The organism is Pseudomonas serbiensis, assembly GCF_030580745.1.
GTDB classification, from domain to species: Bacteria; Pseudomonadota; Gammaproteobacteria; order Pseudomonadales; family Pseudomonadaceae; genus Aquipseudomonas; species Aquipseudomonas serbiensis.
Genome location: NZ_JAUQOO010000020.1, coordinates 100177 through 124749, shown reverse-complemented (window position 1 = coordinate 124749; position 24573 = coordinate 100177). Strand labels below are relative to the sequence as shown.

General features: G+C 58.1%; 25 protein-coding genes. 11 read left to right on the top strand and 14 right to left on the bottom strand.

Features of this window, described 5'->3' with window-relative positions; translation table 11 throughout:
• Window position 1 precedes the first annotated feature (1 nt).
• The 6 genes from Q6A51_RS22450 to Q6A51_RS22425 form a co-directional block, all read right to left on the bottom strand.
• On the bottom strand, window positions 2–877 hold the full coding sequence (locus Q6A51_RS22450) for an ABC transporter permease (protein WP_201018956.1): 876 nt from the start codon (window positions 875–877) through the stop codon (window positions 2–4).
• Window positions 874–1830: an ABC transporter permease gene (locus Q6A51_RS22445; protein ID WP_201018957.1), complete on the bottom strand. Its 957-nt coding sequence runs from the start codon at window positions 1828–1830 to the stop codon at window positions 874–876. The genes Q6A51_RS22450 and Q6A51_RS22445 overlap by 4 nt, the downstream gene beginning before the upstream one ends.
• Window positions 1831–1862: 32 nt before the next feature.
• On the bottom strand, window positions 1863–3500 hold the full coding sequence (locus Q6A51_RS22440; RefSeq protein WP_201018958.1) for an ABC transporter substrate-binding protein: 1638 nt from the start codon (window positions 3498–3500) through the stop codon (window positions 1863–1865).
• 93 nt (window positions 3501–3593) lie between these two features.
• Window positions 3594–4868 (bottom strand): NAD(P)/FAD-dependent oxidoreductase, encoded by a 1275-nt coding sequence (locus Q6A51_RS22435; protein ID WP_304575769.1) that lies wholly within the window; start codon window positions 4866–4868, stop codon window positions 3594–3596.
• A gap of 51 nt (window positions 4869–4919) precedes the next feature.
• On the bottom strand, window positions 4920–5588 hold the full coding sequence (locus tag Q6A51_RS22430) for a haloacid dehalogenase type II (RefSeq protein ID WP_201018960.1): 669 nt from the start codon (window positions 5586–5588) through the stop codon (window positions 4920–4922).
• A gap of 397 nt (window positions 5589–5985) precedes the next feature.
• Window positions 5986–7458 (bottom strand): aldehyde dehydrogenase family protein, encoded by a 1473-nt coding sequence (locus tag Q6A51_RS22425; protein WP_304575768.1) that lies wholly within the window; start codon window positions 7456–7458, stop codon window positions 5986–5988.
• A 228-nt stretch (window positions 7459–7686) separates the two neighbouring features.
• Here Q6A51_RS22425 and Q6A51_RS22420 point away from each other — a divergent pair, with 228 nt between their 5' ends.
• From Q6A51_RS22420 to Q6A51_RS22400, 5 genes are all read left to right on the top strand, one after another.
• Window positions 7687–8544, top strand: coding sequence for a GNAT family N-acetyltransferase (locus tag Q6A51_RS22420; RefSeq protein WP_304575767.1), 858 nt, complete (start codon window positions 7687–7689; stop codon window positions 8542–8544).
• A gap of 21 nt (window positions 8545–8565) precedes the next feature.
• The gene (locus tag Q6A51_RS22415) at window positions 8566–9279 is read left to right on the top strand and encodes a cupin domain-containing protein (RefSeq protein ID WP_201018963.1); all 714 of its coding nucleotides are present in this window, start codon (window positions 8566–8568) and stop codon (window positions 9277–9279) included.
• A gap of 353 nt (window positions 9280–9632) precedes the next feature.
• Entirely contained in the window at window positions 9633–10079 is a 447-nt protein-coding gene (locus Q6A51_RS22410; RefSeq protein ID WP_201018964.1) for a hypothetical protein, read from the top strand.
• A 125-nt stretch (window positions 10080–10204) separates the two neighbouring features.
• A complete protein-coding gene (locus Q6A51_RS22405; protein WP_304575766.1) occupies window positions 10205–10927 on the top strand; it encodes a hypothetical protein in 723 nt (240 codons plus the stop codon).
• A 120-nt stretch (window positions 10928–11047) separates the two neighbouring features.
• Window positions 11048–11788, top strand: a complete 741-nt coding sequence (locus Q6A51_RS22400) for a hypothetical protein (protein ID WP_307726268.1) — start codon at window positions 11048–11050, stop codon at window positions 11786–11788.
• 19 nt (window positions 11789–11807) lie between these two features.
• Here the strand turns inward: Q6A51_RS22400 and Q6A51_RS22395 are convergent, their stop codons facing one another.
• Window positions 11808–12689 (bottom strand): alpha/beta fold hydrolase, encoded by an 882-nt coding sequence (locus Q6A51_RS22395; RefSeq protein WP_304575775.1) that lies wholly within the window; start codon window positions 12687–12689, stop codon window positions 11808–11810.
• Between the two features lie 275 nt (window positions 12690–12964).
• On the opposite strand from Q6A51_RS22395, the gene Q6A51_RS22390 reads away from it, so the two are divergent.
• On the top strand, window positions 12965–13867 hold the full coding sequence (locus Q6A51_RS22390; protein WP_304575765.1) for a LysR substrate-binding domain-containing protein: 903 nt from the start codon (window positions 12965–12967) through the stop codon (window positions 13865–13867).
• Between the two features lie 72 nt (window positions 13868–13939).
• Here the strand turns inward: Q6A51_RS22390 and Q6A51_RS22385 are convergent, their stop codons facing one another.
• The 4 genes from Q6A51_RS22385 to Q6A51_RS22370 form a co-directional block, all read right to left on the bottom strand.
• Window positions 13940–14152 carry a DUF6124 family protein gene (locus Q6A51_RS22385; protein WP_201018967.1) on the bottom strand — a complete coding sequence of 71 codons (213 nt, stop codon included), beginning with the start codon at window positions 14150–14152 and terminating at the stop codon, window positions 13940–13942.
• 451 nt (window positions 14153–14603) lie between these two features.
• Window positions 14604–16148 carry a phosphoenolpyruvate carboxykinase gene (locus Q6A51_RS22380; protein WP_304575764.1) on the bottom strand — a complete coding sequence of 515 codons (1545 nt, stop codon included), beginning with the start codon at window positions 16146–16148 and terminating at the stop codon, window positions 14604–14606.
• Window positions 16149–16327: 179 nt separating this feature from the next.
• On the bottom strand, window positions 16328–17230 hold the full coding sequence (hslO, locus tag Q6A51_RS22375) for an Hsp33 family molecular chaperone HslO (protein WP_201004080.1): 903 nt from the start codon (window positions 17228–17230) through the stop codon (window positions 16328–16330).
• Between the two features lie 148 nt (window positions 17231–17378).
• The gene (locus Q6A51_RS22370; RefSeq protein ID WP_304575763.1) at window positions 17379–17789 is read right to left on the bottom strand and encodes an RNA-binding S4 domain-containing protein; all 411 of its coding nucleotides are present in this window, start codon (window positions 17787–17789) and stop codon (window positions 17379–17381) included.
• 176 nt (window positions 17790–17965) lie between these two features.
• Here Q6A51_RS22370 and rimA point away from each other — a divergent pair, with 176 nt between their 5' ends.
• From rimA to rimK, 3 genes are read left to right on the top strand one after another with little or no spacing between them, the layout of a single operon-like run.
• Window positions 17966–18748, top strand: a complete 783-nt coding sequence (gene rimA, locus Q6A51_RS22365) for a S6 modification regulatory phosphodiesterase RimA (protein WP_304575762.1) — start codon at window positions 17966–17968, stop codon at window positions 18746–18748.
• Between the two features lie 16 nt (window positions 18749–18764).
• Window positions 18765–19241 (top strand): retropepsin-like aspartic endopeptidase RimB, encoded by a 477-nt coding sequence (gene rimB / locus Q6A51_RS22360; protein ID WP_117167480.1) that lies wholly within the window; start codon window positions 18765–18767, stop codon window positions 19239–19241.
• Window positions 19238–20143, top strand: a complete 906-nt coding sequence (gene rimK, locus Q6A51_RS22355; RefSeq protein WP_201004084.1) for a 30S ribosomal protein S6--L-glutamate ligase — start codon at window positions 19238–19240, stop codon at window positions 20141–20143. The genes rimB and rimK overlap by 4 nt, the downstream gene beginning before the upstream one ends.
• 77 nt (window positions 20144–20220) lie before the next feature.
• Here rimK and secB read toward each other — a convergent pair whose 3' ends face one another.
• The 3 genes from secB to Q6A51_RS22340 are packed head-to-tail and all read right to left on the bottom strand — an operon-like array spanning window position 20221 to window position 21413.
• A complete protein-coding gene (gene secB, locus Q6A51_RS22350) occupies window positions 20221–20706 on the bottom strand; it encodes a protein-export chaperone SecB (RefSeq protein WP_025262429.1) in 486 nt (161 codons plus the stop codon).
• 37 nt (window positions 20707–20743) lie between these two features.
• On the bottom strand, window positions 20744–20998 hold the full coding sequence (gene grxC, locus Q6A51_RS22345; RefSeq protein ID WP_304575761.1) for a glutaredoxin 3: 255 nt from the start codon (window positions 20996–20998) through the stop codon (window positions 20744–20746).
• Window position 20999: 1 nt separating this feature from the next.
• A complete protein-coding gene (locus tag Q6A51_RS22340) occupies window positions 21000–21413 on the bottom strand; it encodes a rhodanese-like domain-containing protein (protein WP_025262431.1) in 414 nt (137 codons plus the stop codon).
• Window positions 21414–21559: 146 nt separating this feature from the next.
• Between Q6A51_RS22340 and gpmI the strand changes: the two genes are divergently transcribed.
• Window positions 21560–23092, top strand: coding sequence for a 2,3-bisphosphoglycerate-independent phosphoglycerate mutase (gpmI, locus tag Q6A51_RS22335; protein ID WP_304575760.1), 1533 nt, complete (start codon window positions 21560–21562; stop codon window positions 23090–23092).
• Between the two features lie 153 nt (window positions 23093–23245).
• Window positions 23246–24541, top strand: coding sequence for a murein hydrolase activator EnvC family protein (locus Q6A51_RS22330; RefSeq protein ID WP_304575759.1), 1296 nt, complete (start codon window positions 23246–23248; stop codon window positions 24539–24541).
• Window positions 24542–24573: the final 32 nt, after the last annotated feature.

Below are 24573 nucleotides of genomic sequence, written 5' to 3'. Positions count from 1 at the left end.
CTCATCGACCTCCTGCGCGGCGACTGCGACTCGATGAAAGCCGGTCGATAAACAGGTTGACTCCGATAGTCAGCGTGCCGATGGCCAGTGCCGGAATCACGATGGCGGGAGCGCCCTGATTGAGCCCGCCAATGTTCTCGCGCACCAGCGAACCCAGGTCGGCGTCCGGTGGCTGAACGCCCAGCCCCAGAAAGCTCATGCCGCTGAGCAACAGCACGATGAAACCGAAGCGCAGGCCCAGATCGGTCATCACCGGGTTGAGCATGTTGGGCAGGATTTCCTGGCAGGCAATGTAGATGCGACCTTCGCCACGGGTACGGGCTACCTGCACGTATTCCAGCGCCTCAATGTTTACCGCCAGACTGCGTGCAATCCGAAAAGCACCCGGCATGAAACTCAGCACCGCCGTGCAGATCAGCAGCGTGATGGACGAACCAAAGGCCGATACCATGATCAGCGCGAGCATCTTGCTGGGGATCGAGATCAAAGCATCCATCAGACGGCTGATCACTTCATCCAGCCATTTGGGCGCTACCACCGAAAGCAGGGCACAGAGCGTTCCGATACCACTGGCCAGGACCGCGGCGACCAGCGCCAGACCGATGGTGAAACGCGCGCCCACCAGCACCCGACTGAGCATGTCACGGCCCAGATAATCGGTGCCGAACAGATGCGTGGCGCTGATGGCGTCGAACACGTTGTCGGAAACCACTTCGCCTACTGAGTACGGCGCCAGCCATGGGCCAAACGCCGCGACCAGCAACCAGATGAAACACATCGCCGCGCCGATCAGGCCAAGCCACGAAGGCCCATGGGAAATTTTGCCAAGCGCCAGGTCTGGCGCGGCTGGCGTCGATTTCACAATGATATTGTTCATTGGGTTCTCAGCCTCGGATTGGAAAGGATTGCACACAGGTCGGCCAGCAACACCAACCCCAGATAAGCCGAGCAGAACAGCATGGTGCAGGCCTGCACCAACGCCATGTCCCGGTTGGTCACGGCATCGACCATCAGGCTGGCGATGCCGGGATAGTTGAAGATGGTCTCGACGATCACCACGCCGCCCAGCAGGTAAGACAGGCTCAACGCAACGGCGTTGGCAATCGGCCCGATGGCATTGGGCAAGGCATGTTGCAGCACGATGCGCGTCGGGCTCACGCCCTTGAGCCGGGCCATTTCCACATACGGGCTGTCGAGCTGGTCGATAACGGCAGCGCGGGTCATGCGTGCCATCTGGGCGACAATGACGCAGCACAGGGTCATCACAGGCAAGGCATACGTGCGGATGAATTGCAGCGGCGAGCTGACATCGCTGGCATAGGACAACGCAGACAGCCAGCCGAGGTTCACGGCAAAGATCAACACCGCAAGAGTCGCCACCAGAAACTCGGGCACGGCCACCAGAGCCAGGGTGATGAAACTCAGCGCGCTGTCCAGGCGACCGCCACGGCCCATTGCCGAGCCGATGCCCAGCGTCAGAGCAACCGGCACCGATACCAGCGCCGTGGTGGCCGCCAGCATCAGGGTGTTGGGGAAGCGTCCGGCAATCAGCTCGGTCACTGGCATGGCGTTGGACACCGATTCGCCCATATTCCCGCCCAGCAGGTTCATCAACCATTGCAGGTAACGCACCACACCCGGCTGATCCAGACCCAGCTTGATGCGCAGGGCCGCAACCTGTTCAGGGGTCGCGAACTGCCCGAGAGCGGCTTGCGCCGCATCGCCGGGCAACACTGCCGTAATGGCGAATACCACCACGGAAACAATCAACAAGGTCACGATCGCAGCGCCCAGGCGCTGGACGATCAGCCAGAATGTGTTGCTATTCATCTGCCTGCTCCCGCATCAGTCCACAACCGTTGTTACACGTCCAGCCACACCTGCTCGCTGAACATGTAACCCATGAAGCCACCCAGCGGATTGCTGGAGTAACCCTGGATGCGCTTGTCCACACCATCGATATTGCTGATGAACACGGGGATGCCGATACCGCAGTGCTGGCTGACCAGCGCTTGCATGTCGCCATACATCTTCGCTCGCTTCTCGTCGTCGGTTTCGCCACGGGCCAGCATCAGCAACTGGTCGAACTGATCGTTCTTCCAGGCGGACTCGTTCCACGGCGCGGACGACTGGAAGAACTGCGAGAAGATCACATCGGCATTGGGACGCGGGTTGATGTTGCCGAAGCTCAGCGGGTGCTTCATCCAGTGGTTGGACCAGTAGCCATCGCTGGGCAGGCGGTTGACGTTGAGGGTCAGCCCGGCCTGCTTGGCCGACTGTTGCAGCAGCACGGCAATGTCCACCGAACCCGTCGCGGCGGGCGATGCGGCAACCGGCATGGTGATTTTTTCCATTCCGGCTTTCTTGAGCAGGAATTTGGCTTTCTCGGGGTCGTACACGCGCTGCGGCAGGTCGGCATTGAAGTAGCGCGAACCGGGCGCAATCGGGTGGTCGTTACCCACGCGGGCATAACCACGGAACACCGCCGACTTGACCTGTTCGCGATCGAGCAGGTACTTCATGGCCTCGGTGAATTCGGGGCTCTTGCCCGGCATCTGGTCCTGACGAATGATCAGGTCGGTGTAGTTGCCCGACGGCGCATCCACGACACGGTGACCGGCACTGGCGGCAATGCGGGTGGTGGAGCGCGGGTTGACCTCGTTGATCATATGCACATCGCCGGACAGCAGCGCGTTGACCCGCGATGGCTCGTCGCCGATGGCAATGAACTCGATCTCGTCCAGGTATGGCAGGCCCGGTTTCCAGTAGTTCGGGTTGCGGGCGCTGACGGAACGCACGCCTGGCGTGAATTCCTTGACCGTGAACGGGCCGGTACCGATGCCCTTGCTGAAGTCGGTGGTGCCTTCAGGCACGATCAGCAGGTGCGAAACCGCCAGGATCGACGGCAACTCGGCGTTTGGCGAACTCAGGGTAATCTGTACTTCCAGCGGGCCGGTCGCCTTGATCTCGGCGAACTGCGCCATCAGCGGCATGACTTTCGAGCCGGTGGCAGGGTCCTTGTGGCGCGACAGGGAGAACACCACATCGGCGGCGCTCAGCGACTTGCCGTTGTGGAAGGTGACGTCCTTGCGCAGGGTGATGGTCCACACCGTTGCGTTGCTGTTTTCGATCTTCTCGGCCAGCTCCGGATGCGGCACCAGATGGCTGTCGAAGCGGGTCAGACCGTTGTAGAACATGAAGTGGCGAACATAGTCAGTGGACAGCGCACCCTTGGCCGGGTCGAGGGTATCGGCCGTGGAGCTGGACATGCCTGCCACACGAATGCGTCCGCCCGGCTTGCCTTTCACGGGTGCCGCGTCGTCATCGGCAAACACTTTCCCCGCCGCACCGAACAGGCTGGTGGAGCCTGCCGCCACGACACCCGCGACGCCCAGCATGCGCAATGCATCACGGCGCGACAGACCGCGATTGAGTCCCTCGAAAACCCGCAGGCTGTCTTGGCCTGAAATCAATGGGGAATCGGTTTTCTTGTCAGCCATATCAGTTCTACCTGTCGAAAAGGGGAATGTCCGAGTTGCTCACGGTTGGCCGGAGCGTCCTTTAAGCACACACGACGACGGTGAAACAAAAACTCAGTAGCGACTGTCCTGATAGCGGTAATACGCGCCCACCAGTGGCAAAAACCACGGCTTGCCAAAGTGTCCGGGAATCGCCGGCCAGCTCAGGTCACGCCAGGGGTTTGCCTGCGCCTTGCCTTCCATGACCTCTGCCATGACCTGGCCCATATGCACCGACATCTGCACGCCATGGCCGCTATAGCCCATCGAATAGAAAACCCCGCCATGCTCGCCGGCACGCGGCAGACGGTCGGACGTCATGTCCACCAGCCCGCCCCAGCAATAATCGACCTTCACGTGTGCCAGTTGCGGGAACATCTGCACCATGGCCGCCTGAAGCACCTTGCCGCTCTTGGCATCGGAACTGCTGTTGGACATGGCAAAGCGCGCACGACCTCCGAACAGCAAACGGTTATCCGGCGTGAGGCGGAAATAGTTGCCGATCAAACGGCTGGTGACATAGGCACGCTGGTTCGGAAACAGACGGTCGATCAATTCCTGAGGCAGCACTTCGGTGGCAATCACGAAACTGCCGACCGGAACGATGCGACGCCGATACCAACCCAATCCACCGTGTTGGCAAGCGCCGGTTGCCAGCAGCACTTGCCCGGCCTGAATCGAACCTCTGGAGGTATTGACCACAAAGCCGTTCTTGCTGGCTTTCCAGTCCTTGACCACTGCGTTCTGATAAACCCGCGCACCGTGCCGCACCGCGGCATCGGCCAGGCCCAGACCAAAACGCCCGACATGGATCTGTACACCATTGCGTTGCAGCAGGCCGCCATGAAACTCGGCCGAGTCGATCTCGGAGCGCACATCCTGTGCAGAGAGCAACTCGACATCGGCATCCACTTCACGACGGATCAGGTCGCAGGTTCGCGCCAGCCCTTCGTAATGACCGGGTTTGGCAGCCAGCTTGAGCTTGCCGTTACGCTTGATGTCACAGGCGATGTTCTCTTGCTCGATCACGTCGACAACGCTTTGCACCGCGCTTTCATACGCCTTGTAATACTCACGGGCCTGATCGGCGCCCAGGCTCTGGCTCAACGCCGCATAGTCCTGGGCAACGCCGGTATTGCACTGCCCGCCATTGCGCCCGGAGGCTTCGCCGATGACTCGACCCGCCTCCAGAACCACCACACTGGCACCTTTCAAGGCCAAGGCACGAGCTGCCGCGAGTCCGGTGAAACCGCCCCCGACAATCACCACATCTGCCTGCCCTTCTACCGCGCCATCCTGGGCACCGGTAAAGGCTGGGGCAGTATCGAGCCAGTAGGACTCACTGTGCATCTCGTTCTCCTTGTCGCTTGCTGGGTTTGAAGCACCCTGGAAATACCGTGTTTACAGGCCGACCAACCCGGCCAGACCGCCGATGTCAGGGATCTGGTGATACTCATAGAAACTGTTGGCTGGCTGTTCGTGGCCTCGGGCCACGAATGCCTTGTTCCTGATCTTCATGTCGTGGGCTGAAAACAGGTCGTAACGGAAGCTGGAGGACACATGCAAGATGTCTTCCGGGCCACAGCCGAGGTTGTCGAGCATGTACTCGAACGCCGCCAGACGCGGCTTGTAGACCTGAGCCTGTTCGGCAGTGAAAACCTTGTGGAAAGGAGCGCCGAGCTTGTCGACGTTGGACATGATCTGGCTGTCGCTGGCGTTGGAGAAAATCACCAGCGGGATCTTGTCGGCAATCTTCGCAAGACCGGCCGGCACATCAGCGTGCGGACCCCAGGTTGGAACGGCGTCGTAGTAAATCTGGCCTTCGCCACGGTACTCGACGTTCCAGCGTTTGCAGGTACGTGCCAGGGCGACCTTCAGGATTTCGTCATATGGCATCCACTCACCCATGACCTGATCCAGACGATAGGCCGAAAAGTCCTTCACGAACTGGTCCATCTGCTCGACAGGAACACGGTCGGCAAACAGCTCACGGGTCATGGTGCCCATATGGAAATTGGTCAACGTGCCGTAGCAGTCGAACGTAATGAATTTTGGTCGAAGAAAGCTCATTTTGTGCGGTCCTGAAGTTCGTTGAGGTCATGGCAAGACGCGCAATCAACCGGGTCGAAAAGATCGTTGATGCACGCTGAAGCACATCTTCATTACAACACCGAGAAATCAGCATATGGCGTTAAAAGTGCTGGCTGCTTGATAGAAAGCACCGTTTTGAGGTGCGCGCTCAGCAGACTTTGCGGGGCGCTCCAGCCTTGGGCAAACCCCGGTTTCAGGCGCTTTTATGACCCTTTTCGGGGCGCTATCGCTCAAACACGGGGGTTTGCGCCGCAGAAACTGCGTTTGGGCGGCCTAGGGTTCTTCGCGAATGAATTCGCTCCCACAAGGGCAAGCAAAAAACAAAAACGGGCGCTTCCCCTACAGAAAGCGCCCGCCCGATAAAACCTTGAAACGATCAGCCAGCGATATCGATCAACACACTCTTGAATCGCAGGTTGGCTTCAAACGCTTCCTTGCCCAAGTCCTTGCCGATCCCGGAGCGCTTGTAGCCTCCGGTCGGCAGAATGTAATCATTGCTGCGCCCATAACGATTCACCCAGACAGTCCCGGCCTCCAGGCGACGAATCAGGCGCAGGGCACGGTTCAGGTCCGCCGTATGCAGCCCGGCCGCCAGGCCATAAGTGTCGTGTTCAGCCAGGCTCAAGGCCTGCTCTTCGTCATCGAAAGCCTGAATGGTCAGCACCGGGCCGAAAACCTCTTCACAGACCGCAGGGTTCCGATTGTCCAGCCCGGTCAGCAAAGTGGGCTGGTAATAGGCGCCGCCCATGCCCTCGAACAAGGCGCCACCGGTCAACACCTCGGCACCGGCGTCACGCGAGCGCTGCACGATGTTGTCGATACGCGAGGCCTGCAAGCGGGAAATGATCGGCGACAGGGTGCTTTCCGGTGACCATGTCGGGCCGGGGCGCAGTGCCTTGAAGTACGCCTGAAGATGCTCGACGAAAGGCGCCATGATCGAGCGTTCGATAATCAGTCGGGAGCCCGACACACAGACCTGCCCGGCGTTACCGGTAATGGCCAGCGCCACGGTGCGGGCAGTCTTGGCGATATCCGGAATATCCGCGAACACCAGTTGCGGGCTTTTACCGCCCAGTTCCAGTGTCACCGGCTTGGGGCCGACCAGCGCGCAGGTGGACATGATGCTCGACCCGGTCGCGGTCGAGCCGGTAAAGGTCACTTTCGAGACTTGCGGATGCCGACACAACGCAGCGCCGGTGGTGCGGCCATCGCCCTGCACCACGTTGAAGATCCCGGCGGGAATCCCGGCCTGCACGGCAAGCTCGGCATAACGCAGGGCAGAAAAAGGTGTCAGTTCGGAAGGTTTGAGCACCACGGCATTACCTGCCGCCAATGCCGGCGCAACTTTCCATGACGCCATGCTCAGCGGGAAATTCCACGGCGCGATGGCGGCGATTACGCCGTAGGGTTCAGCAATCTGCATGCCCAGCCGATCCGTCTGGGTCGCCGCGACTTCCCCACCGTGCTTGTCCGCCAGTTCAGCGAAGAAACGAATACCTTCGGCCACATAAGGAATGTCCCAGGCCAGCACATCTTTATGCGGGCGCGTAGAGCCCACCGCTTCCAATGGCCCCAGAACCGCGCCGTCGGCTTCGATCAGGTCGGCCCAGCGACGCATGACACGGGCACGTTCGCGTGGCGGACGACTGGCCCAGTCGCTGCGCTTGAACGCCTGCCAGGCATTGCTGACCGCTTCATCCACCAGCGCGGCATCGGCAATCGGCAACTCGGCATAAACCTGGCCATCGGAGGGACGAGACACCTCCATACCCGATTGCGCATCGCGGTATTGCCCGGCAATGAAATGAGCGCTGCGCACAGCAATGACACGAGGATCGAAGCTATCCATGAAGGACTCCAGCCAATGAAAAGCGAGGTGTCCATGCTAGAAAAAAACCGCAAGCATTTGCTGCCGACCTTTCACCCCGTTTAAGAAGTAACTGCGGTCTGGAGCGCTTGCGATTATTGAATCTGCCGAATGCTTGTACCCCTCTTGCCACTCCTCTTCACAGGTGGGATACAGCAACCCTGCCGCAGACTTTTATCGCTTGTGCATCCCTTTTCACGGAGATACCTCATGCTCGCTCAACAACGCATCGACTATGAATATCGCCCCATGACCGCAGACGATGTCGGCCATGCACATAACCTGTCCATTGACCTGAAATGGCCGCATCGCCTGGAAGACTGGGCCATGCTGCAACGTGTCGCCCAAGGCTTTGTAGCGATCCATAACGGTCGGCTGATCGGCAGCGCTTTCGCCTGTCATCAGGGCGATTACTCCACCATCGGGCTGGTGATTGTCAGCGACGACTATCAAGGCAAAGGCGTCGGCCGCAAGCTGATGGAAATGGCGGTGGGCAGCGTCGCACCTCGTACCGCCGTTCTCAATGCCACGCTGGCTGGCGCCCCCTTGTACGCCAAGATGGGCTTCGTCGCTTTTGGCGAGGTCGAGCAACGTCAGGGGCAGGCGCAAGTGCCGTCCTCAACGGCACTGAAAGCAGGCGAACACTGTCGCCCGTTGAGCGACGCCGACAAGCCTCGTGTGCTGGAGCTGGCCAATGCCGGCAGCGGGCTGGATCGTACGGTCACGCTGGGCGACGTACTGAACAATGTCGAACATGCCGTGGGCATCGAGCGCGAAGGCCAGCTCAAGGCCTTCGCCATCATGCGACCTTTTGGTCGTGGCCTGTGCATCGGCCCGCTGATTGCCGAAGACGTCGAGCAAGCCAGGCACCTGATCGAACAACTGTTGGCCAAGGTGCCTTACGCCTTTGTGCGCATCGATATTCCGGTGGACAGCGGCCTGCCGCAATGGCTGGAAGAAGCCGGCCTCAAGCGCGTGGACAGCGTGACCTGCATGAGCATGGGCGCCGTGCCGCAGCCGTCCCGAGGCGTTCGTCAATTTGCCCTTATCACTCAGGCCATCGGCTAGATTCCCGGAGATTCAGCGCACATGTCACACCCAACCGCCTTGTTGCTGGCCCATGCCGATAACAGCCCTGTAGACACCGAATTCACCAGCGGCCCATTGAGTTCAAGCGATCCGTTTGCCAGGCAGCGTCGCATCGCCTTCATTGATGACCAGGGCCTTGCTGCCGGTCTGGTAAACCTCAGCGAATCGTTAAGCGTGGAGGATTACCCCTACACCGAAATGCTGGTGGTCCATCGTGGCGTAATAACCCTGCGCTCGGGTGACGACAGCATCACCGCAGGCCCAGGCGAAAGCGCCGTGATCGGGCGCGGCACCAGTCTGCAAATCGAAGCACAACCGAACAGCCAGTGGGCATTCTGCGCCGCGACCCAGGCTACAGGCCCGGATAAACCGGGCGTCACGCTGATCGAGCAGTACGCTTCGCTCACCCCGTCGTCGCCACCGGAAGCCGGCATCCTGATCGGCACGGCACCACAATGTCGCAGCAACAACATCTTCGAGGACACCGCCAGCACTTTGCGCATCGGCGTCTGGGACTCAACCCCTTACGAACGCTTCGCCCGCCCGCACAAGATCCACGAACTGATGCACCTGATCGAAGGCAGCGTGGAGCTGCAACTGGAAGACGGCACGACCCTGAACGTAAAGCCGGGCGATACCGTATTTGTCGCCCAGGGCGCACCGTGCAAATGGACAAGTACGGTGTATGTACGCAAGTTTTATGCAGTGACCTGAAATTGAAAAACAGGCGTCCTTCACGTTATCGAAGGACGCTGCAACAGGCATGCAACAAAAAATTCTTATTATTTTATTTCTTCAGAAAAAGCACTTTACTGGCTACCACTTTTGTATCGACCATGATACAAACCTGACATGGATAGAGTGATGCTGAATATTGATATCAGCATCTGCACAGGGAAAAAGTGCATGTTTCGTTGCCCGCCAAGCTTCTCCCCGTACTTTTCTCGCCTCTGAATCCATACATGTAACAGCATAAAACTCTGGCATGACGGCGGGCCATCGCCTTGTTTATTCATATGAAGAACACAACAAGAAGTTGACACTTTCACTCAAGGAGCTTCACCGTCATGAAACTTTCAAAACTGCTACTGCCCTCCCTTGCATTCGCCACAATGGCTGTCGCTGCAACGGCACAGGCGGGTCCACCGGTTACTGTGACATTCAAGAATCTGGGAACTGCACCTGCCGAACACAAAGTCGTTACCACCAATGAAAGATCGACACTGTTGTACGTAAAAGAGCCGATCGATGCCATTGTCGCTCCCGGCGGTTCTGATACTTATGTTGTTCAAACCATCTTGCCCGATTCAGGCTATGCCAGCGTTCGCTACGCCATCGGAACAAAGGTCTGTGTATTCTCAACGACCTTCACCAACACCATCGCAACGGGTGGCGTGAAAGTCCCGAGATGGACCCGCACAGCGACTCCTAGCGGCGGTGCCGTCTGCACAGCCACCTCAAGTGTCACCAACCTGTCCACCTACGCCTGGTCTGCTGAATTCACCATGAAATAAGGCTGTACACGTGTGCATCAGTGCCTGATGCACACGTTCCTGCGATAAAAACTAAAGCTTGCTCCTCCCATGCCGACACAATGGCGATAGATCCATGGACAGGGCCCCGCTGCGAGGAAGCACATATGATCGATACCAACTCCATCTCGGCTTTTCTTGCCAGCAACACGATCAAGACCGTCGCAAAAACGGCTTCCGTGGCCCCTGTCACTGTCGACCCGAAAGAGCTGTCTTCAACAACGGAAAACGCGGATACAGCGACCCTTTCAACACTGGCCAAACAGTTGAATGACAGTGCCGCTCGCGCAGAATCTCGCGACTCGACACTGGGCAGCAAAGAGTTGGGAAAGCTGGCCACCAGCATCATTTATAAACTTGCAGGCCCCGAATACTACGAGAATCGAAAGATTCACGATGCCGAAGTTCCGGACACGGATGATCCCGAACTGCTGGAAAGAGCCAGACAAGCGACACAATTCAAAAATGGCACGGGCGCAAATCCTTTTGCCAGTTTGTCCCAGGATCAGTTGAGATTAGTCATCTACGATGAAAGTGGTGATTACACCATCAACGAACGAAGTGCCGCTTTTTCCGAAAACAACGACCGTGAGCAAGTATGGAAAAGGGCCATTGCAAAAAAATACGTAGATGAATACAACGAAACCGGCAAGAGCACCAACACACTGGTCGAAATGCTCGCGCATTACAACGATCTTCCGCCGATAGAAAAAGCACAATACCCCAATGGCTACGTGGCCAATCTGACATCGGGCGATAGTTCAGCTCTGGAAATCTTCAACAGCGTGAAGAACAGCGCAGCCAACCCGACAGACAGTAAAGAAGCATAACTAAGCCATCCCCTGCACGAGCAACCGCCTTCATGCGGTTAACATTTGTATCGTCACTGGCAAACAGCATCCATCCCGTTTACGCTCTGACCTCAGCGCACAGGACGCGCAGCTCAGTGAATGGATGCCATGCAAGACAAACGCAGCTCATACGAGCACTTCAGTGCCGATGAGGAAGACGCGGCGCATTATGTGCGACGCCACCCATCGACCAGTTCGACCTTCTACCGCAACCTGTTGGCCTTGCTGGTTTTCATAGGCCTGAGCGGCTATGGCGTGCTGCATTACAGCGGAGCCTTGCAGGCATTTGCCGGCAAGTCTGTATCGGCCCAATCCCATATACGCCAGCTCACACAACCCGCTGCCCTGCCCGCCCCGACCACTCAAACCACCCAACGCCCCCAGCCGCTGGCCGATTGCATAGGCCCGGATAATGTCATCGACGAAGCCGTTGCAACCTGCCGCTTCGGCCAGTTCCCCCAAGTGACCCAAAACCATGAGGCCCAAGGCATGGTGTCCGACAGGTACATGGCGCAATACAAGGCCGACCAGCAAAAGCCACAAGCCGGACGCGCCAGCATGGAAAGCGTTGAATGGGCGACCGTTACCCAATGGGATAAAAAACGCACGTACCGAGCGGTGTGGAGTATCACCGACAACCGTATCGAAGGCAGCAGCGTATGCACCAACTGGTCCAAGGGCTCGATTGAATACCGCGAATGCCGAAAAGGCGCGAAGGTGTATTTCAGGGAGCAATGCAAAAGCTGGGGCCGGCAATGGGACAGAACCCAGGCCGACTCAAGCAAAGCCGCGCAGCAACGCTATTGCAGCGCGGGTGAAGGGTTCAATCCGTTGGGATGAACCCTGTTATTGCGGCGTGTCAGGCTTTCAGCTTGCGTGAAAGGAAATCGCGAATGTACCCGGCAACCTCCGGTGCGTGAGTTTCCAGAGTGAAGTGGCCTGCGTCCAGAAGATGCACTTCGGCAGTCGGGATATCCTTACGATACGCCTCGGCTCCTGGCGGTATAAAGGCCGGGTCATGCTTGCCCCAGACAGCCAGCAATGGCGGCTGGTGTTTGCGCAGATACTGCTGGAACGCGGGATAAGCTGCCACGTTGCTGCGATAGTCGAGTATCAGATCAAGCTGGATCTCTTCTGCGCCTGGCCGTGCCATATAAAGGATGTCCAGGTTATACCCGTCTGGTGACAGCTTTTTCAGATCGGAGCCCGTGCCATATTGCCAGTCACGAATCGTTTCCGGCGATAACGAAGCCCGGCAGGCCTCGCGATTGGCCGCCGTAGGCTCGCGCCAATAGGTTTGCCAAGGCCCCCATTGATCGCTGAAACCTTCCATGTAGGCATTGCCGTTCTGGCTGATGATGGCCGTGACTTTTTCCGGGTTGGCGGCAGCAAGGCGCAGGCCTGTGGGCGCGCCGTAGTCGAAAATGTAGAGGCTGTATTTCTTCAGTTCCAAGGCCTCGGTAAAGCCTTCGATCACCTTGTAGAGGTTTTCAAAGGTGTAATCGAACTGACCGCGCGGCGGCGCTTGAGTGTTACCGAAACCTGGCAGGTCTGGCGCGATCAGCCGGTACTCATTCGCCAGCAACGGCATCAGGTTACGGAACATATGGCTGGAGGTCGGGAAGCCGTGCAACAGCAACAACACCGGCGCATCCTTGGGGCCGGCTTCGCGATAGAACACTTCGACCTCGCCAACCTTTTGCGTGTTGAACGTAATGCGGAAAGCATCATCAACTGGCAAAGCGCTTTCTCTGGCTGCAGAGCTTTTACCGGAGAGCCCGGCAGCACCTACCGCCGAAACGGCAAGCGCCGACGCAGCGCCCACTGCAGATGCCATGAGGATTTTGCGCCGGCTGACATCCAGCGTGTCGCTGCCTGCCTGGGAGTTGGAGTGGTTCATGGTTAAACCTCAAACAGAATGAAATTGAGGTTCATACTAAGCATTGCGCCATTCGCCTAGAATCACCACATACCTCAATTCACTGTTGCAGTTACTGCAATGCTGACAGGAAGCCTATGGACCGAATTCAGGAAATGACCCTTTTCTCAGCGGTGGCGGAGCAATCCAGCTTCGCCAGCGTGGCTCGCCATTTCGGTCTTTCTACCGCCACGGTGACACGTGCAATCGCCCAACTGGAAAGCCGGCTTGGGGTTCTGCTGGTCGTGCGCACAACCCGCAGCCTGCGCCTCACGGAAGCAGGACAACGTTTTGCCACGGACTGCCGTCGGCTGCTTGCAGACCTTGATGAAGCGCAAAGCGCAGCGGCAGGCGTCCACACGACTCCCAGCGGTCTGCTGACGGTCACGGCACCGCAGATGTTTGGCGCGTTGCACGTCACGCCGGTGCTGACTCGCTTCCTTGACCAACACCCCACCGTAGACATCCGCGCCATCCTGGTAGATCGAGTCGTACACATGCTGGATGAAGGCGTCGACGTAGCCATACGAATCGGTGCCCTGCCCGATTCGTCACTGACCGCTATCCCCGTAGGCAGCGTGCGGCGCATGGTCTGTGCATCCACAGCCTATCTGTCGGCACATGGCACACCGCAACACCCAGACGATCTGCGGCGACATTCGACCATTTCAACATCCGCTTCCGAACGCCCACCCAAATGGGCTTTCCGGGTCGATGGGCGCGACCACTCAGTAGACGTCGGTTCAAGGCTGCACCTGACGTCCTTCAACGCAGCCATCAGCGCAATGATGCAGAACTGGGGGCTGACTCAGGTGCCGTCGTACCAGATACGCGAGCGTCTGCAGGATGGGAGCATCAAATGCGTGCTGGAAGCGTTTGAAATCGCCCCGGAACCCGTACACGTGGTCTACCTGGAAGGCCGTCGCGGCTCATCCAAAGTACGCGCCTTCGTAGACTTCTGTGTCGAGGCTCTGAGGCAGGATCTGGGGTTTGAGCGCTGAAGGGGTTCGCGACTGAAGTCGCTCCTACGAATTTTCGGCGGTTCGGTAGGAGCGAATTCATTCGCGAACGCATCAGGCCCCAACCTCAATCTTTTCCAGAGATCGCTCGACCAGCGCATTGGCCATCTCCACCAGATAGATCACCGAAAACGCCAGATCACGCTTCTGGCCGCTGAGCTGGTCACCGGTTTCATAGGCGGCGGCTGAGGCACTGCGCAAGAGGTCGGAAATACGCAGGAGGGTTTCTTCGAGTTTGATGGGTGGATCGGGGGTTATTTTTAGCATGGTCTTTCTCCCTACGCTGAACGGGAGCCAGCTTTTGCCGTTCTCACACGACAAAGGGTGGCAGCTGTGTACAGGGTGAGAAACCGGTGTAGGGTAACCCGGCCAGACCGAAGTCTGCCCGTACACAGCCGCCATAGAGCACGCCGAAAGACGACGAACAATTGACTGCTCATTACCCAAACAAAACAGGTTCTCACACCCGGTCGCTGATTTTGCAGCGACGGAGCGCAGACTAGTTCCCGTATCTGGCAGGCACAAGCGGGTTGGATTGTCAGGGAAGTTTCACGCAGAAGATACGGATTGGTCTTTCGGAATCGTCACATTTTTTGAGATTTTCGCGACTGAAGTCGCTCCTACAGCGTTCGGTGTAGGAGCGACTTCAGTCGCGAAAAGCCGCACCGCACAATAAAAAACCGCCCCGAAGGGCGGTTTTTTGTGCAGCTAACCCGAATTACAGCTTCGGACCAGCAGCCTTGATAGCGTCGCTCACGTCGAACTTCTTGAAGTTCTCGATGAACAGACCAGCCAGGCCTTTGGCTGCTTCGTCGTAAGCCGCTTTGTCAGCCCAGGTGTTGCGTGGGTTCAGCAGGCCGGTTTCAACGCCCGGTACCGACTTCGGTACGTCGAGGTTGATGGTGTCCAGGTGCTCGGTTTCTGCACCGATCAGCGCGCCGCTCTGGATGGCTGCAATCACGCCACGAGTGGTCGGGATGTTGAAGCGTTTGCCAACGCCGTAGCCACCGCCGGTCCAGCCGGTGTTGACCAGGTAGACCTTGGAGCCGAAGCCGCGGATGCGCTTGATCAGCAGCTCTGCGTATTCGCCAGCCGGACGCGGGAAGAACGGTGCGCCGAAGCAGGTGGAGAAGGTGGACTTGATGCCAGCGCCCGAACCCATTTCGGTGGAGCCAACCAGTGCGGTGTAACCCGACAGGAAGTGGTAAGCCGCTTGCTCTTCGCTGAGGATCGACACAGGCGGCAGTACGCCAGTCAGGTCGCAGGTCAGGAAGATCACAGCGTTTGGCTCGCCGCCCAGGTTCAGCGGTGCGCGTTTTTCGATCAGTTCACGCGGGTAGGCTGCGCGGCTGTTCTGGGTCAGGCTGTCGTCGGCGTAGTCGGCTTTCTTGGTGGCCGGGTCCAGAACGACGTTTTCCAGTACGGCGCCGTGCTGGATGGCTTTCCAGATGACAGGCTCGTTCTTCTCGGACAGGTCGATGCACTTGGCATAGCAACCGCCTTCGATGTTGAACACAACGCCCACGCCCCAGCCGTGTTCGTCGTCGCCGATCAGGTAGCGGCTTTCGTCAGCGGACAGGGTGGTCTTGCCAGTGCCGGACAGGCCGAAGAACAGGGTCACGTCGCCCTCTTCGCCCATGTTGGCCGCGCAGTGCATCGGCAGAACGTCAACTGCTGGCAGCAGGAAGTTCTGTACCGAGAACAGGGCTTTCTTCATTTCGCCGGCGTAGCGCATGCCAGCGATCAGCACTTTCTTGGCTGCGAAGTTGATGATGACGGTGCCATCGGAGTTGGTGCCGTCGCGCTCTGGCTCGCAGACGAACCATGGAGCGTTCTGGATCTGCCACTCGTCCTTCTCGGCCGGGTTGTACTGCTCAGGGTTAATGAACAGGCAACGGCCAAACAGGTTGTGCCACGCAGTCTCGGTGGTCATCTTGACTGGCAGGTAGTGCGCAGGATCGGAACCTACATGAACGTGGGAAACGAAACGCTCGCGCTCGCTCAGGTAGACCGCAACGCGGTCCCACAGGGCATCGAACTTGTCGGCCGGGAACTTGCGGTTGATCGTGCCCCAGGCAATTGCGTCCTGAGTGCTCGGCTCTTCAACGATGAAACGATCGGCTGGCGAACGACCAGTGCGATGGCCTGTTTGCACAACCAGTGCGCCGGTGTCGGAAAGCTCGCCTTCACCACGGGCAAGGGCTTCCTTGACCAGTTCGTCGATGCTCAGATCGGTGTACACAGCGTTGTTTGCTTGCGTCATCAGGGTCCCCGTCGGCCAGTGGCCGAGTGCTTCAAACGGTTTTGTAGTAAAAAAACAACCACTACTACAGCGGAAAAGTGGGCGGGATTATGCCAGAAAAGCCCAAAAATGGTAGGACCCTCCTGTCAGAACAGCATTACAACCGCCCACACGATGTTCTGAGACAGTTTCGCCAGCGATTAGTGGCGCGTGTCAGATGGTGAATCGACACCACCGCCAGCAAACAGCTGGGCGACGTCAGCGGCATCGAACAAATAGCGCTCATTGCAGAACTGGCAGTCGATCTCGATCGCGCCCGCATGCTCCTGCACCAGTTGCTGCGCGTCCTCCAGACCCAGGCTGACCAGCGCATTGGCGGAACGCTCGCGCGAGCAACTGCAACGGAAGCAGATAGGCTGGATATCGAACAGGCGAACCGGGTCTTCGTGATACAGGCGATGCAGGATGGTCTGGTTGTCCAGGCCCAGCAGTTCTTCGGCCGAGAGGGTGTTGGCCAGGGTGACGACATGCTCCCAACTGGCATCGCGCTCTTCGGGGTCGGTGATCTGCGCCACGGGAAGCTGTTGCAACAATAGACCACGGGCGCGATGCCCGTCAGCCTTGAGCCAGAAGCGTGTGCCAAGCTGCTCGGACATCACGAAATAGCTGGAGAGGCTTTCCGACAGGTCTACGCCATCCAGAGCCACGATACCCTGATAACGCTTGCCCTTTTTCGGGTCCACGGTCAGCGTCAACGAGCCATCGGGCATCAGGTCCTGCAGACCGGCACCCGCTGCGATCAGGGACTCGTCATAGCGGGCAATGCCGCGCAATTCGCGCTCGCTGGAACACTCGACCATCAGCAGTGGTACAGCGCCACTGGAGCGCGCCTGCAGAATCAGCAGACCCTCGAATTTCAGCGTGCCGACCAGCAAGGCCGCAGCAGCCATCAGTTCGCCGAGCAGTTGCGCGACCGGCTCCGGGTAAGGGTGCTTGGCAAGCACTTCGGCGTAACTGCGTTCCAGCGCGACCAGTTCTCCACGAACGTCGCTTTCGTCGAAGATGAAGCGCTGGGTGAAGTCGATGTCCGGTAAATCATGCATAAGAAGAAGGTATCTGAAGGAATGACAATTGATGGCAGTGTCGAGCATCCACGGATGCACCCTGCCATACCGTTGCAGGGCATTTTATGGGCTATGCGGCACTCTTCCAAGCCGAATGGCGATTCGTGCTGATTACTGGCGCACAGTTTCAGTCGCCGTGATTGCTGCCGTGAAACTCGAAAAGCTGTCGCCGCTGCTTCTTGGTCGGTCGCCCATCGGTGGTGACGCTCAGGTTCCCTGCCTTGCGCTGAGCCGTTGCATGCTCGCGCTTTGCAATGCTGTCCGGCGTTTCGCGGTACAGGGTTTGCGCCTCGGGCGCACCGCGCCGCACGATGGATAACGCCTCGACCACGACCGTGCGCTCATCGAAGCCCGTGCGGACCAGAATCTCGTCACCGACATGGGGTTCCTTGCCCGGCTTGCAGCGCTCGCCACGGCAATGAACCTTGCCGCTTTCTATTGCAGCCTTGGCCAGTGCCCGGGTCTTGAAAAAGCGTGCAGCCCACAGCCATTTGTCCAGGCGAACCTTGTCGTCGTCTTCTTCAGTCTTTTTCGCCATGTGAATTCCTCATTCATGAAACAGTCTGAACCTGCGGGCGCGGTACGGAAAGTGACTGGATACAGTCGCCGACCTTCGTACATTCCCTGCGCCCTATCGAACATGAAGCAATCAATCCTTGCCTGTCAAAGCCGGTCAGTGCGAATTTTCTCCCGATATAAACATGGAAGTGCGACATGACAGAATTCCCGACCTCATTGACCGCGCCCCGAAAGGGCTGTGAAGGTTGCACGGGCAGCCCCGCACTGGACTTCGCGTTCGAGTTCGCCTATCAGCCGATCGTTGATCTGCGCGACCAGTCGGTGTTTGCCCATGAAGCGCTGGTACGAGGCCCCAATGGCGAGAGCGCCTACTCGATCCTGAGCCAGGTCACGGACAGCAACCGCTATCGCTTCGATCAGGGCTGTCGCACCAAGGCCATCGCAGGTGCAGCCCGATTGGGAATGACCGAACGTTTATCGATCAACTTTCTGCCCAATGCCGTGTATCGTCCCGAGCTTTGCATCCGCAGTACGCTGGAAGCAGCACGGCAGCACAACTTCCCGCTGGACCGGCTGATTTTCGAGACACTCGAAAACGAGCATGTAGATAACTATGGCCATTTGAGCAATATTCTGCGCGAATATCGCGAATTCGGTTTCATGACGGCCATCGACGATTTCGGCGCGGGCTATGCCGGGCTGACGCTTCTGGCGAACTTCCAACCCGATCTGATAAAACTCGACATGGATTTGATTCGCGATATCCATCGTGATCGAGTACGTCAGGCTATCGTTCGTGGTGTTGTCACAATGTGTGCGGAGTTGGGGGTTACAGTGATTGCCGAAGGCATCGAACACGCCGAAGAACGAGATTTCCTCGCTGACTGCGGAATTTTCCTGATGCAGGGTTACTGGTTCGCCAGGCCTGCATTCAAAGCACTGGCCCAGGTTGACCCTGGTGTCTGGCAGACGTCTTGAGTCATATGGAATCGCTTTGAAGACATTCGATCATCTGACAGTTATCGGCCTGCGCGAGTGGGTGGCGCTACCCGATCTGGGGGTAGCAGGCCTGCGGGCAAAAATCGATACCGGTGCAAGCACTTCAAGCCTGCATGCCACCGAGATCGAGCCTTTTGAACGCGATGGCCAGAAATGGGTTCGTTTCAACGCTCATCTGGGCACCGTGGTGCAGTTGCGTCATCGCCGATGCGAAGCCCAACTGGTCGCCATGAAGACAATCAAAAGCTCCAATGGCCAGGCGCAGGTTCGCTATGTGATCCGCACCACGCTGGCCCTTGGTGATCGCGTCTGGCCGGTGGAATTCACCCTGGCCTGCCGCAAGTCGATGCGCTATCGGCTGCTATTGGGTTCAAACGCCTTGATCGATGGCCAGTTGGTGGTCAATCCAGGCATTACTTACGTTCAAGACAAGCCGGTGTTCCCGGTCTCTACTTCCTCAGGTGCTGCATGAAGATCGCTGTGCTTTCGCGTAACCCGCGTCTGTATTCCACCCGTCGTCTGGTCGAAGCTGGTATCGAGCGTGGCCATGAGATGGTGGTGATCGACACCCTGCGCGCCTATATGAACATCGCCAGCCACAAGCCGCAGATCCACTATCGCGGCAAGCCGCTGGAAGGCTTCGATGCGGTCATCCCGCGCATCGGCGCTTCGGTAACGTTCTATGGCTGCGCGGTGTTGCGCCAGTTTGAAATGATGGGCGTGTTCCCGCTCAATGAATCGGTGGCCATTGCCCGTTCACGGGACAAGCTGCGCTCGCTGCAATTGCTGTCGCGCCGGGGCATCGGCCTGCCGGTCACAGGTTTTGCCCACTCGCCCGACGATATCCCCGACCTGATCCAGATGGTCAACGGCGCACCGCTGGTCATCAAGGTGCTCGAAGGCACTCAGGGCATCGGCGTGGTGCTCTGTGAAACAGCCACGGCCGCCGAGTCGGTGATCGAGGCGTTCATGGGCCTCAAGCAAGACATCATGGTTCAGGAGTACATAAAGGAAGCGGGTGGCGCGGATATTCGCTGCTTCGTGGTTGGCGACAAGGTCATTGCTTCGATGAAGCGTCAGGCCAAGCCAGGGGAATTCCGCTCCAACCTGCACCGTGGCGGCAGCGCCAGCCTGATCAAGATCACCCCACAGGAACGCATGACTGCCCTTCGCGCTGCCAAGGTCATGGGTTTGAGTGTTGCGGGTGTGGATATCCTGCGCTCCAACCATGGCCCTCTGGTCATGGAAGTGAACTCATCGCCGGGCCTGGAAGGCATTGAAATGACGACCAGCAAGGACGTGGCGGGGATGATTATCGAGTATCTGGAGAAGAACAGCGGGCCGCATATGACGCGGACCAAAGGCAAAGGCTGAACCCTGGTGGGAGCGAATTCATTCGCGAATGAATTCGCCCACACACAAAAAAGCGCCTCGCAAGGCGCTTTTTTTATTTACTGCACGGTTGGCGTTTCGCCAGCTTCCTGCATGCGTTGCAGCTCTTGAGCGTACAGCGCGTCGAAGTTCACCGGGGACAGCATCAGCGCTGGGAACGAACCACGAACAACCAGGTTGTCGATCGCTTCGCGAGCGTAAGGGAACAGCAGGTTCGGGCAGAACGCGCCCAGAGTGTGGCTCAAAGAAGCATCGTCCAGACCTTTGATCAGGAAGATACCGGCTTGCTGGACTTCAACGATGAATGCAACTTCGTCGCCGTTGTTGACGGTCACGGACAAGGTCAGCACCACTTCGTAGAAATCGCCTTCCAGCGGCTTCTGACGGGTATTGAGGTCCAGGCTTACGCTAGGAGTCCACTCCTGACGGAAGATCGCAGGGCTTTTTGGCGCTTCAAACGACAGGTCGCGAACATAAATACGTTGCAAGGAAAACTGAGGAGAGTTCTCTTCGTTGGTAACGCCGTTGGTCGATTGTTCGGTCATGTCGAATCCTTATGAAAAATAGGGTGTGAAGTTGAACTCAGTTTTCCAACCACTGGTCGAGCTTGCCTGCGCGCTCAAGGGCAAAGAGGTCGTCGCAACCGCCGACATGCCTGGAACCGATCCAGATCTGCGGCACAGAAGTACGACCGGCCTTTGCGACCATTTCGGCGCGAACCTGAGGTTTGCCATCGACTCTTATCTCGTCAAAGGCAACTCTCTTGCTTTGCAGCAACTGCTTGGCGCGTGTGCAATAAGGGCAATAGTCGCTTGAGTAGACGATGACTTCAGGCATTTCATTTCACCAAAGGCAAGTTATCGGCGCGCCAGCTGGAAATACCGCCAGACAATTTGGCCGCCTTGAAACCCGACTTCAGAAGCTCGCGGGCTGTGCTACCTGCATGCTGCCCGAATGCATCGACTATGATCAACGTCTTGTCCTTGTGTTTTTGCAGTTCGGAAGTGCGGGTGAGCACTTTGTCCTGCGGAAAATTCAAGGAGCCAACGATATGGCCTGTCGCAAAATCCTTGGTGGAGCGCACGTCGATGACCACGCCCTGGTCGCTGTTGACCAGAGCTGTCAGCTCGCGCGTGCTCAGGCTGCGACCGCCCTTGCTCAATTCATAGGCAATCAGCAGGGCCAGCAGAATGAAGAAAGCACCGGTGATCAGGTAGTGGTTAGTGGCGAATTCAAGCAGATGAGCAACCATCAGTAGGTTCCAGGGCGTTAAAATGTCGGCCAGTATACACAGCACCCATGGAGGGCCAAAGTCCGTGCGGCAGTGACGCCGTTTGAACTTGCCCTTAAAATGCGGATCTTTTTTGTACTTTCTTTAACCAGCCTCGAGTGGGTTCTATGACTGCCACCCCAAAACCTCTGGTCCTTATCATCCTGGATGGCTTCGGACACAGCGAAAACCCTGAAGGCAACGCCATTCTGGCAGCCAAGATGCCAGTCATGGATCGCCTCTATGCATCCATGCCTCACGGCCTGATTTCAGGTTCGGGCATGGATGTGGGTCTGCCGGACGGGCAAATGGGCAACTCCGAAGTCGGCCATATGAACCTGGGTGCCGGGCGTGTGGTTTATCAGGACTTCACTCGGGTGACCAAAGCCATCCGCGACGGCGAGTTCTTCGAGAACCCGACCATCTGCAAGGCCGTGGACAAGGCTGTCGAAGCCGGCAAGGCCGTCCATATCCTGGGCCTGCTGTCTGACGGCGGCGTTCACAGCCACCAGGATCATCTGGTCGCCATGGCCGAACTGGCTGTAAAGCGTGGCGCCGACAAGATCTACCTGCATGCCTTCCTCGATGGCCGCGATACACCGCCGCGCAGCGCGAAAAGCTCCCTTGAGCTGCTGGACGAAGCCTTCGCCCGCCTGGGCAAGGGTCGTACTGCAACCATCATTGGCCGCTACTTCGCCATGGACCGCGACAATCGCTGGGACCGCGTGTCCACCGCCTACAACCTGATTGTCGACAGCACGGCCGAATTCCAGGCAGAAACCGGCGTTGCCGGGCTGGAAGCCGCCTATGCACGCGAGGAGAACGACGAATTCGTCAAGGCCACGCGCATCGGTGAGCCGGTCAAAGTCGAAGACGGCGATGCAGTGGTTTTCATGAACTTCCGCGCCGACCGTGCCCGCGAGCTGACCCGCGTCTTCGTCGAAGACGATTTCAAGGACTTCGAGCGCGCCCGTCAGCCGAAGGTCAACTACGTCATGCTGACCCAATACGCCGCCAGCATTCCTGCACCCTCGGCATTCGCTGCCGGCAGCCTGAAAAACGTGCTGGGCCAGTACCTGGCCGATAACGGCAAGACGCAACTGCGCATCGCCGAGACCGAAAAGTACGCACACGTCACCTTCTTCTTCTCCGGTGGCCGCGAAGAGCCGTTCCCGGGCGAAGAGCGCATTCTGATTCCGTCGCCGAAAGTCGCCACTTACGACCTGCAACCGGAAATGAGCGCACCGGAAGTCACCGACAAGATTGTCGACGCTATCGAGAACCAGCGTTATGACGTCATCGTCGTCAACTATGCCAACGGCGACATGGTTGGCCATAGCGGCGTCATGGCAGCGGCGATCAAGGCCGTGGAATGCCTGGACCTGTGTGTCGGTCGCATCACCGATGCTCTGGAAAAGGTCGGCGGCGAAGCACTGATTACCGCAGACCATGGCAACGTCGAGCAGATGACCGATGACTCCACAGGTCAGGCTCACACTGCACACACTTCAGAGCCGGTGCCTTTCATCTACTTTGGCAAACGCCAGTTGAAAGTCCGTGAAGGCGGCGTCCTGGCCGATGTCGCGCCGACCCTGCTGCACCTGATGGATCTGGAAAAACCGCAAGAGATGACCGGTCACTCGATCCTGGTCGCGGAGTAAAAGGCTCTGAACCGGCATTTCGACATCAGACAATGCCGGTTTTTTATGTATCAGGCCCCAAAGCAGTGGCTGCGGGGCGTTTTTTTTGTGCCGTATGGCGGGCATACTAGGCCTGTCATTTTTTCTCACAATTCCTCGGTATCGCCCACCCTCATGCTCCGCGCCTTGATTGCCCTTGTTCTGATTTGCCTGCTCAATCCGGCGTTCGCCGATGATGAGCGTGCGCAAACCCAAAAACAGATCGACGCTGCGCGTCAGGATGTTGCCGAGCTGCAGAAAGTCCTGAACAAGCTTCAGGAAGAGAAAGCGGGCGTCCAGAAGGACCTTCGCACCACCGAAACCGAAATGGGTAAGCTGGAAAAGCAGGTCGAGGTCCTGCAAAAGGAACTAAAAAAGACCGAAACCGAGCTCCAGCGGCTCGACAGTGAGAAAAAAAAACTCAACACCGCTCGCGCTGAGCAACAACGCCTGATCGCCATCCAGGCCCGCGCCGCCTATCAGAGTGGCCGGCAGGAATACCTGAAACTGCTGCTCAACCAGCAGAACCCCGAGAAATTCGCCCGCACCCTCACCTATTACGACTACATCAGCCAGGCTCGGCTGACCCAGTTGAAAAACTTCAATGAAACCCTGCGCCAGCTGGCCGGTGTCGAAAAAGACATCGACCTTCAGCAAGCACAGTTGCTGGTTCAGAAAAGCAACCTGGACAGCCAGAGCGAAGAACTGGCCAAAGTGCGCCAGGAACGTCAGCAAGCGCTGGCCAAGCTCAACCAGGACTACAAGGCGCGGGATCAGAAACTCCAGGCGCGCCAGCAGGATCAGGCCGATCTGGCTAAAGTGCTGAAGACCATCGAGGAAACCCTCGCCCGTCAGGCCCGTGAGGCCGAGGAAGCAAGGCAGAAAGCACTGGTTGCCGCCCGCGAAGCCGAAGAGCAACGCCAGCGTGCGGCCAGCAGCAGCCGAAATAGTGATGAACCCACGCCCAGGCGCCCAGTCAAAGCTCCCGGCGCACTTGTTTCCAGCTCTGGCGCGTCTTATGGCGGCGCCTTTGCCGAAGCCAAGGGAAAACTTCCATGGCCTGTCGATGGTCGATTGCTTGCCCGCTTCGGCGAAGCACGTGGAGATGACGAGCGGACCAAGTGGGACGGCGTGATGATCAGCGCAGGTGCCGGAAGCCAGGTCCATGCCGTGCATGGCGGTCGCGTGGTTTTCGCTGACTGGTTGCGCGGCGCCGGTCTTCTGGTCATTCTCGACCATGGCAACGGATATCTGAGCCTGTATGGTCACAACCAGAGCCTGCTCAAGTCGGCAGGCGACATCGTGAAGGCCGGTGAGGCAATATCCACCGTAGGCAATAGCGGCGGTCAAGACACATCAGCGTTGTATTTTGCTATTCGTCAGCAGGGTCGCCCAAGCGATCCAGCCCAATGGTGCCGCACTCAAGGATAAGTCGGCCCCAATATCTGTAGGAGTTCGTTAGA

Excerpts from the sequence above, each read along its gene's own strand:
- Q6A51_RS22450 (WP_201018956.1), bottom strand. The coding sequence starts at position 877 with ATGAACAATATCATTGTGAAATCGACGCCAGCCGCGCCAGACCTGGCG.
- Q6A51_RS22445 (WP_201018957.1), bottom strand. The coding sequence starts at position 1,830 with ATGAATAGCAACACATTCTGGCTGATCGTCCAGCGCCTGGGCGCTGCG.
- Q6A51_RS22440 (WP_201018958.1), bottom strand. The coding sequence starts at position 3,500 with ATGGCTGACAAGAAAACCGATTCCCCATTGATTTCAGGCCAAGACAGC.
- Q6A51_RS22435 (WP_304575769.1), bottom strand. The coding sequence starts at position 4,868 with ATGCACAGTGAGTCCTACTGGCTCGATACTGCCCCAGCCTTTACCGGT.
- Q6A51_RS22430 (WP_201018960.1), bottom strand. The coding sequence starts at position 5,588 with ATGAGCTTTCTTCGACCAAAATTCATTACGTTCGACTGCTACGGCACG.
- Q6A51_RS22425 (WP_304575768.1), bottom strand. The coding sequence starts at position 7,458 with ATGGATAGCTTCGATCCTCGTGTCATTGCTGTGCGCAGCGCTCATTTC.
- Q6A51_RS22420 (WP_304575767.1), top strand. The coding sequence starts at position 7,687 with ATGCTCGCTCAACAACGCATCGACTATGAATATCGCCCCATGACCGCA.
- Q6A51_RS22415 (WP_201018963.1), top strand. The coding sequence starts at position 8,566 with ATGTCACACCCAACCGCCTTGTTGCTGGCCCATGCCGATAACAGCCCT.
- Q6A51_RS22410 (WP_201018964.1), top strand. The coding sequence starts at position 9,633 with ATGAAACTTTCAAAACTGCTACTGCCCTCCCTTGCATTCGCCACAATG.
- Q6A51_RS22405 (WP_304575766.1), top strand. The coding sequence starts at position 10,205 with ATGATCGATACCAACTCCATCTCGGCTTTTCTTGCCAGCAACACGATC.
- Q6A51_RS22400 (WP_307726268.1), top strand. The coding sequence starts at position 11,048 with ATGGATGCCATGCAAGACAAACGCAGCTCATACGAGCACTTCAGTGCC.
- Q6A51_RS22390 (WP_304575765.1), top strand. The coding sequence starts at position 12,965 with ATGGACCGAATTCAGGAAATGACCCTTTTCTCAGCGGTGGCGGAGCAA.
- Q6A51_RS22385 (WP_201018967.1), bottom strand. The coding sequence starts at position 14,152 with ATGCTAAAAATAACCCCCGATCCACCCATCAAACTCGAAGAAACCCTC.
- Q6A51_RS22380 (WP_304575764.1), bottom strand. The coding sequence starts at position 16,148 with ATGACGCAAGCAAACAACGCTGTGTACACCGATCTGAGCATCGACGAA.
- hslO (WP_201004080.1), bottom strand. The coding sequence starts at position 17,230 with ATGCATGATTTACCGGACATCGACTTCACCCAGCGCTTCATCTTCGAC.
- Q6A51_RS22370 (WP_304575763.1), bottom strand. The coding sequence starts at position 17,789 with ATGGCGAAAAAGACTGAAGAAGACGACGACAAGGTTCGCCTGGACAAA.
- rimA (WP_304575762.1), top strand. The coding sequence starts at position 17,966 with ATGACAGAATTCCCGACCTCATTGACCGCGCCCCGAAAGGGCTGTGAA.
- rimK (WP_201004084.1), top strand. The coding sequence starts at position 19,238 with ATGAAGATCGCTGTGCTTTCGCGTAACCCGCGTCTGTATTCCACCCGT.
- secB (WP_025262429.1), bottom strand. The coding sequence starts at position 20,706 with ATGACCGAACAATCGACCAACGGCGTTACCAACGAAGAGAACTCTCCT.
- grxC (WP_304575761.1), bottom strand. The coding sequence starts at position 20,998 with ATGCCTGAAGTCATCGTCTACTCAAGCGACTATTGCCCTTATTGCACA.
- Q6A51_RS22340 (WP_025262431.1), bottom strand. The coding sequence starts at position 21,413 with ATGGTTGCTCATCTGCTTGAATTCGCCACTAACCACTACCTGATCACC.
- gpmI (WP_304575760.1), top strand. The coding sequence starts at position 21,560 with ATGACTGCCACCCCAAAACCTCTGGTCCTTATCATCCTGGATGGCTTC.
- Q6A51_RS22330 (WP_304575759.1), top strand. The coding sequence starts at position 23,246 with ATGCTCCGCGCCTTGATTGCCCTTGTTCTGATTTGCCTGCTCAATCCG.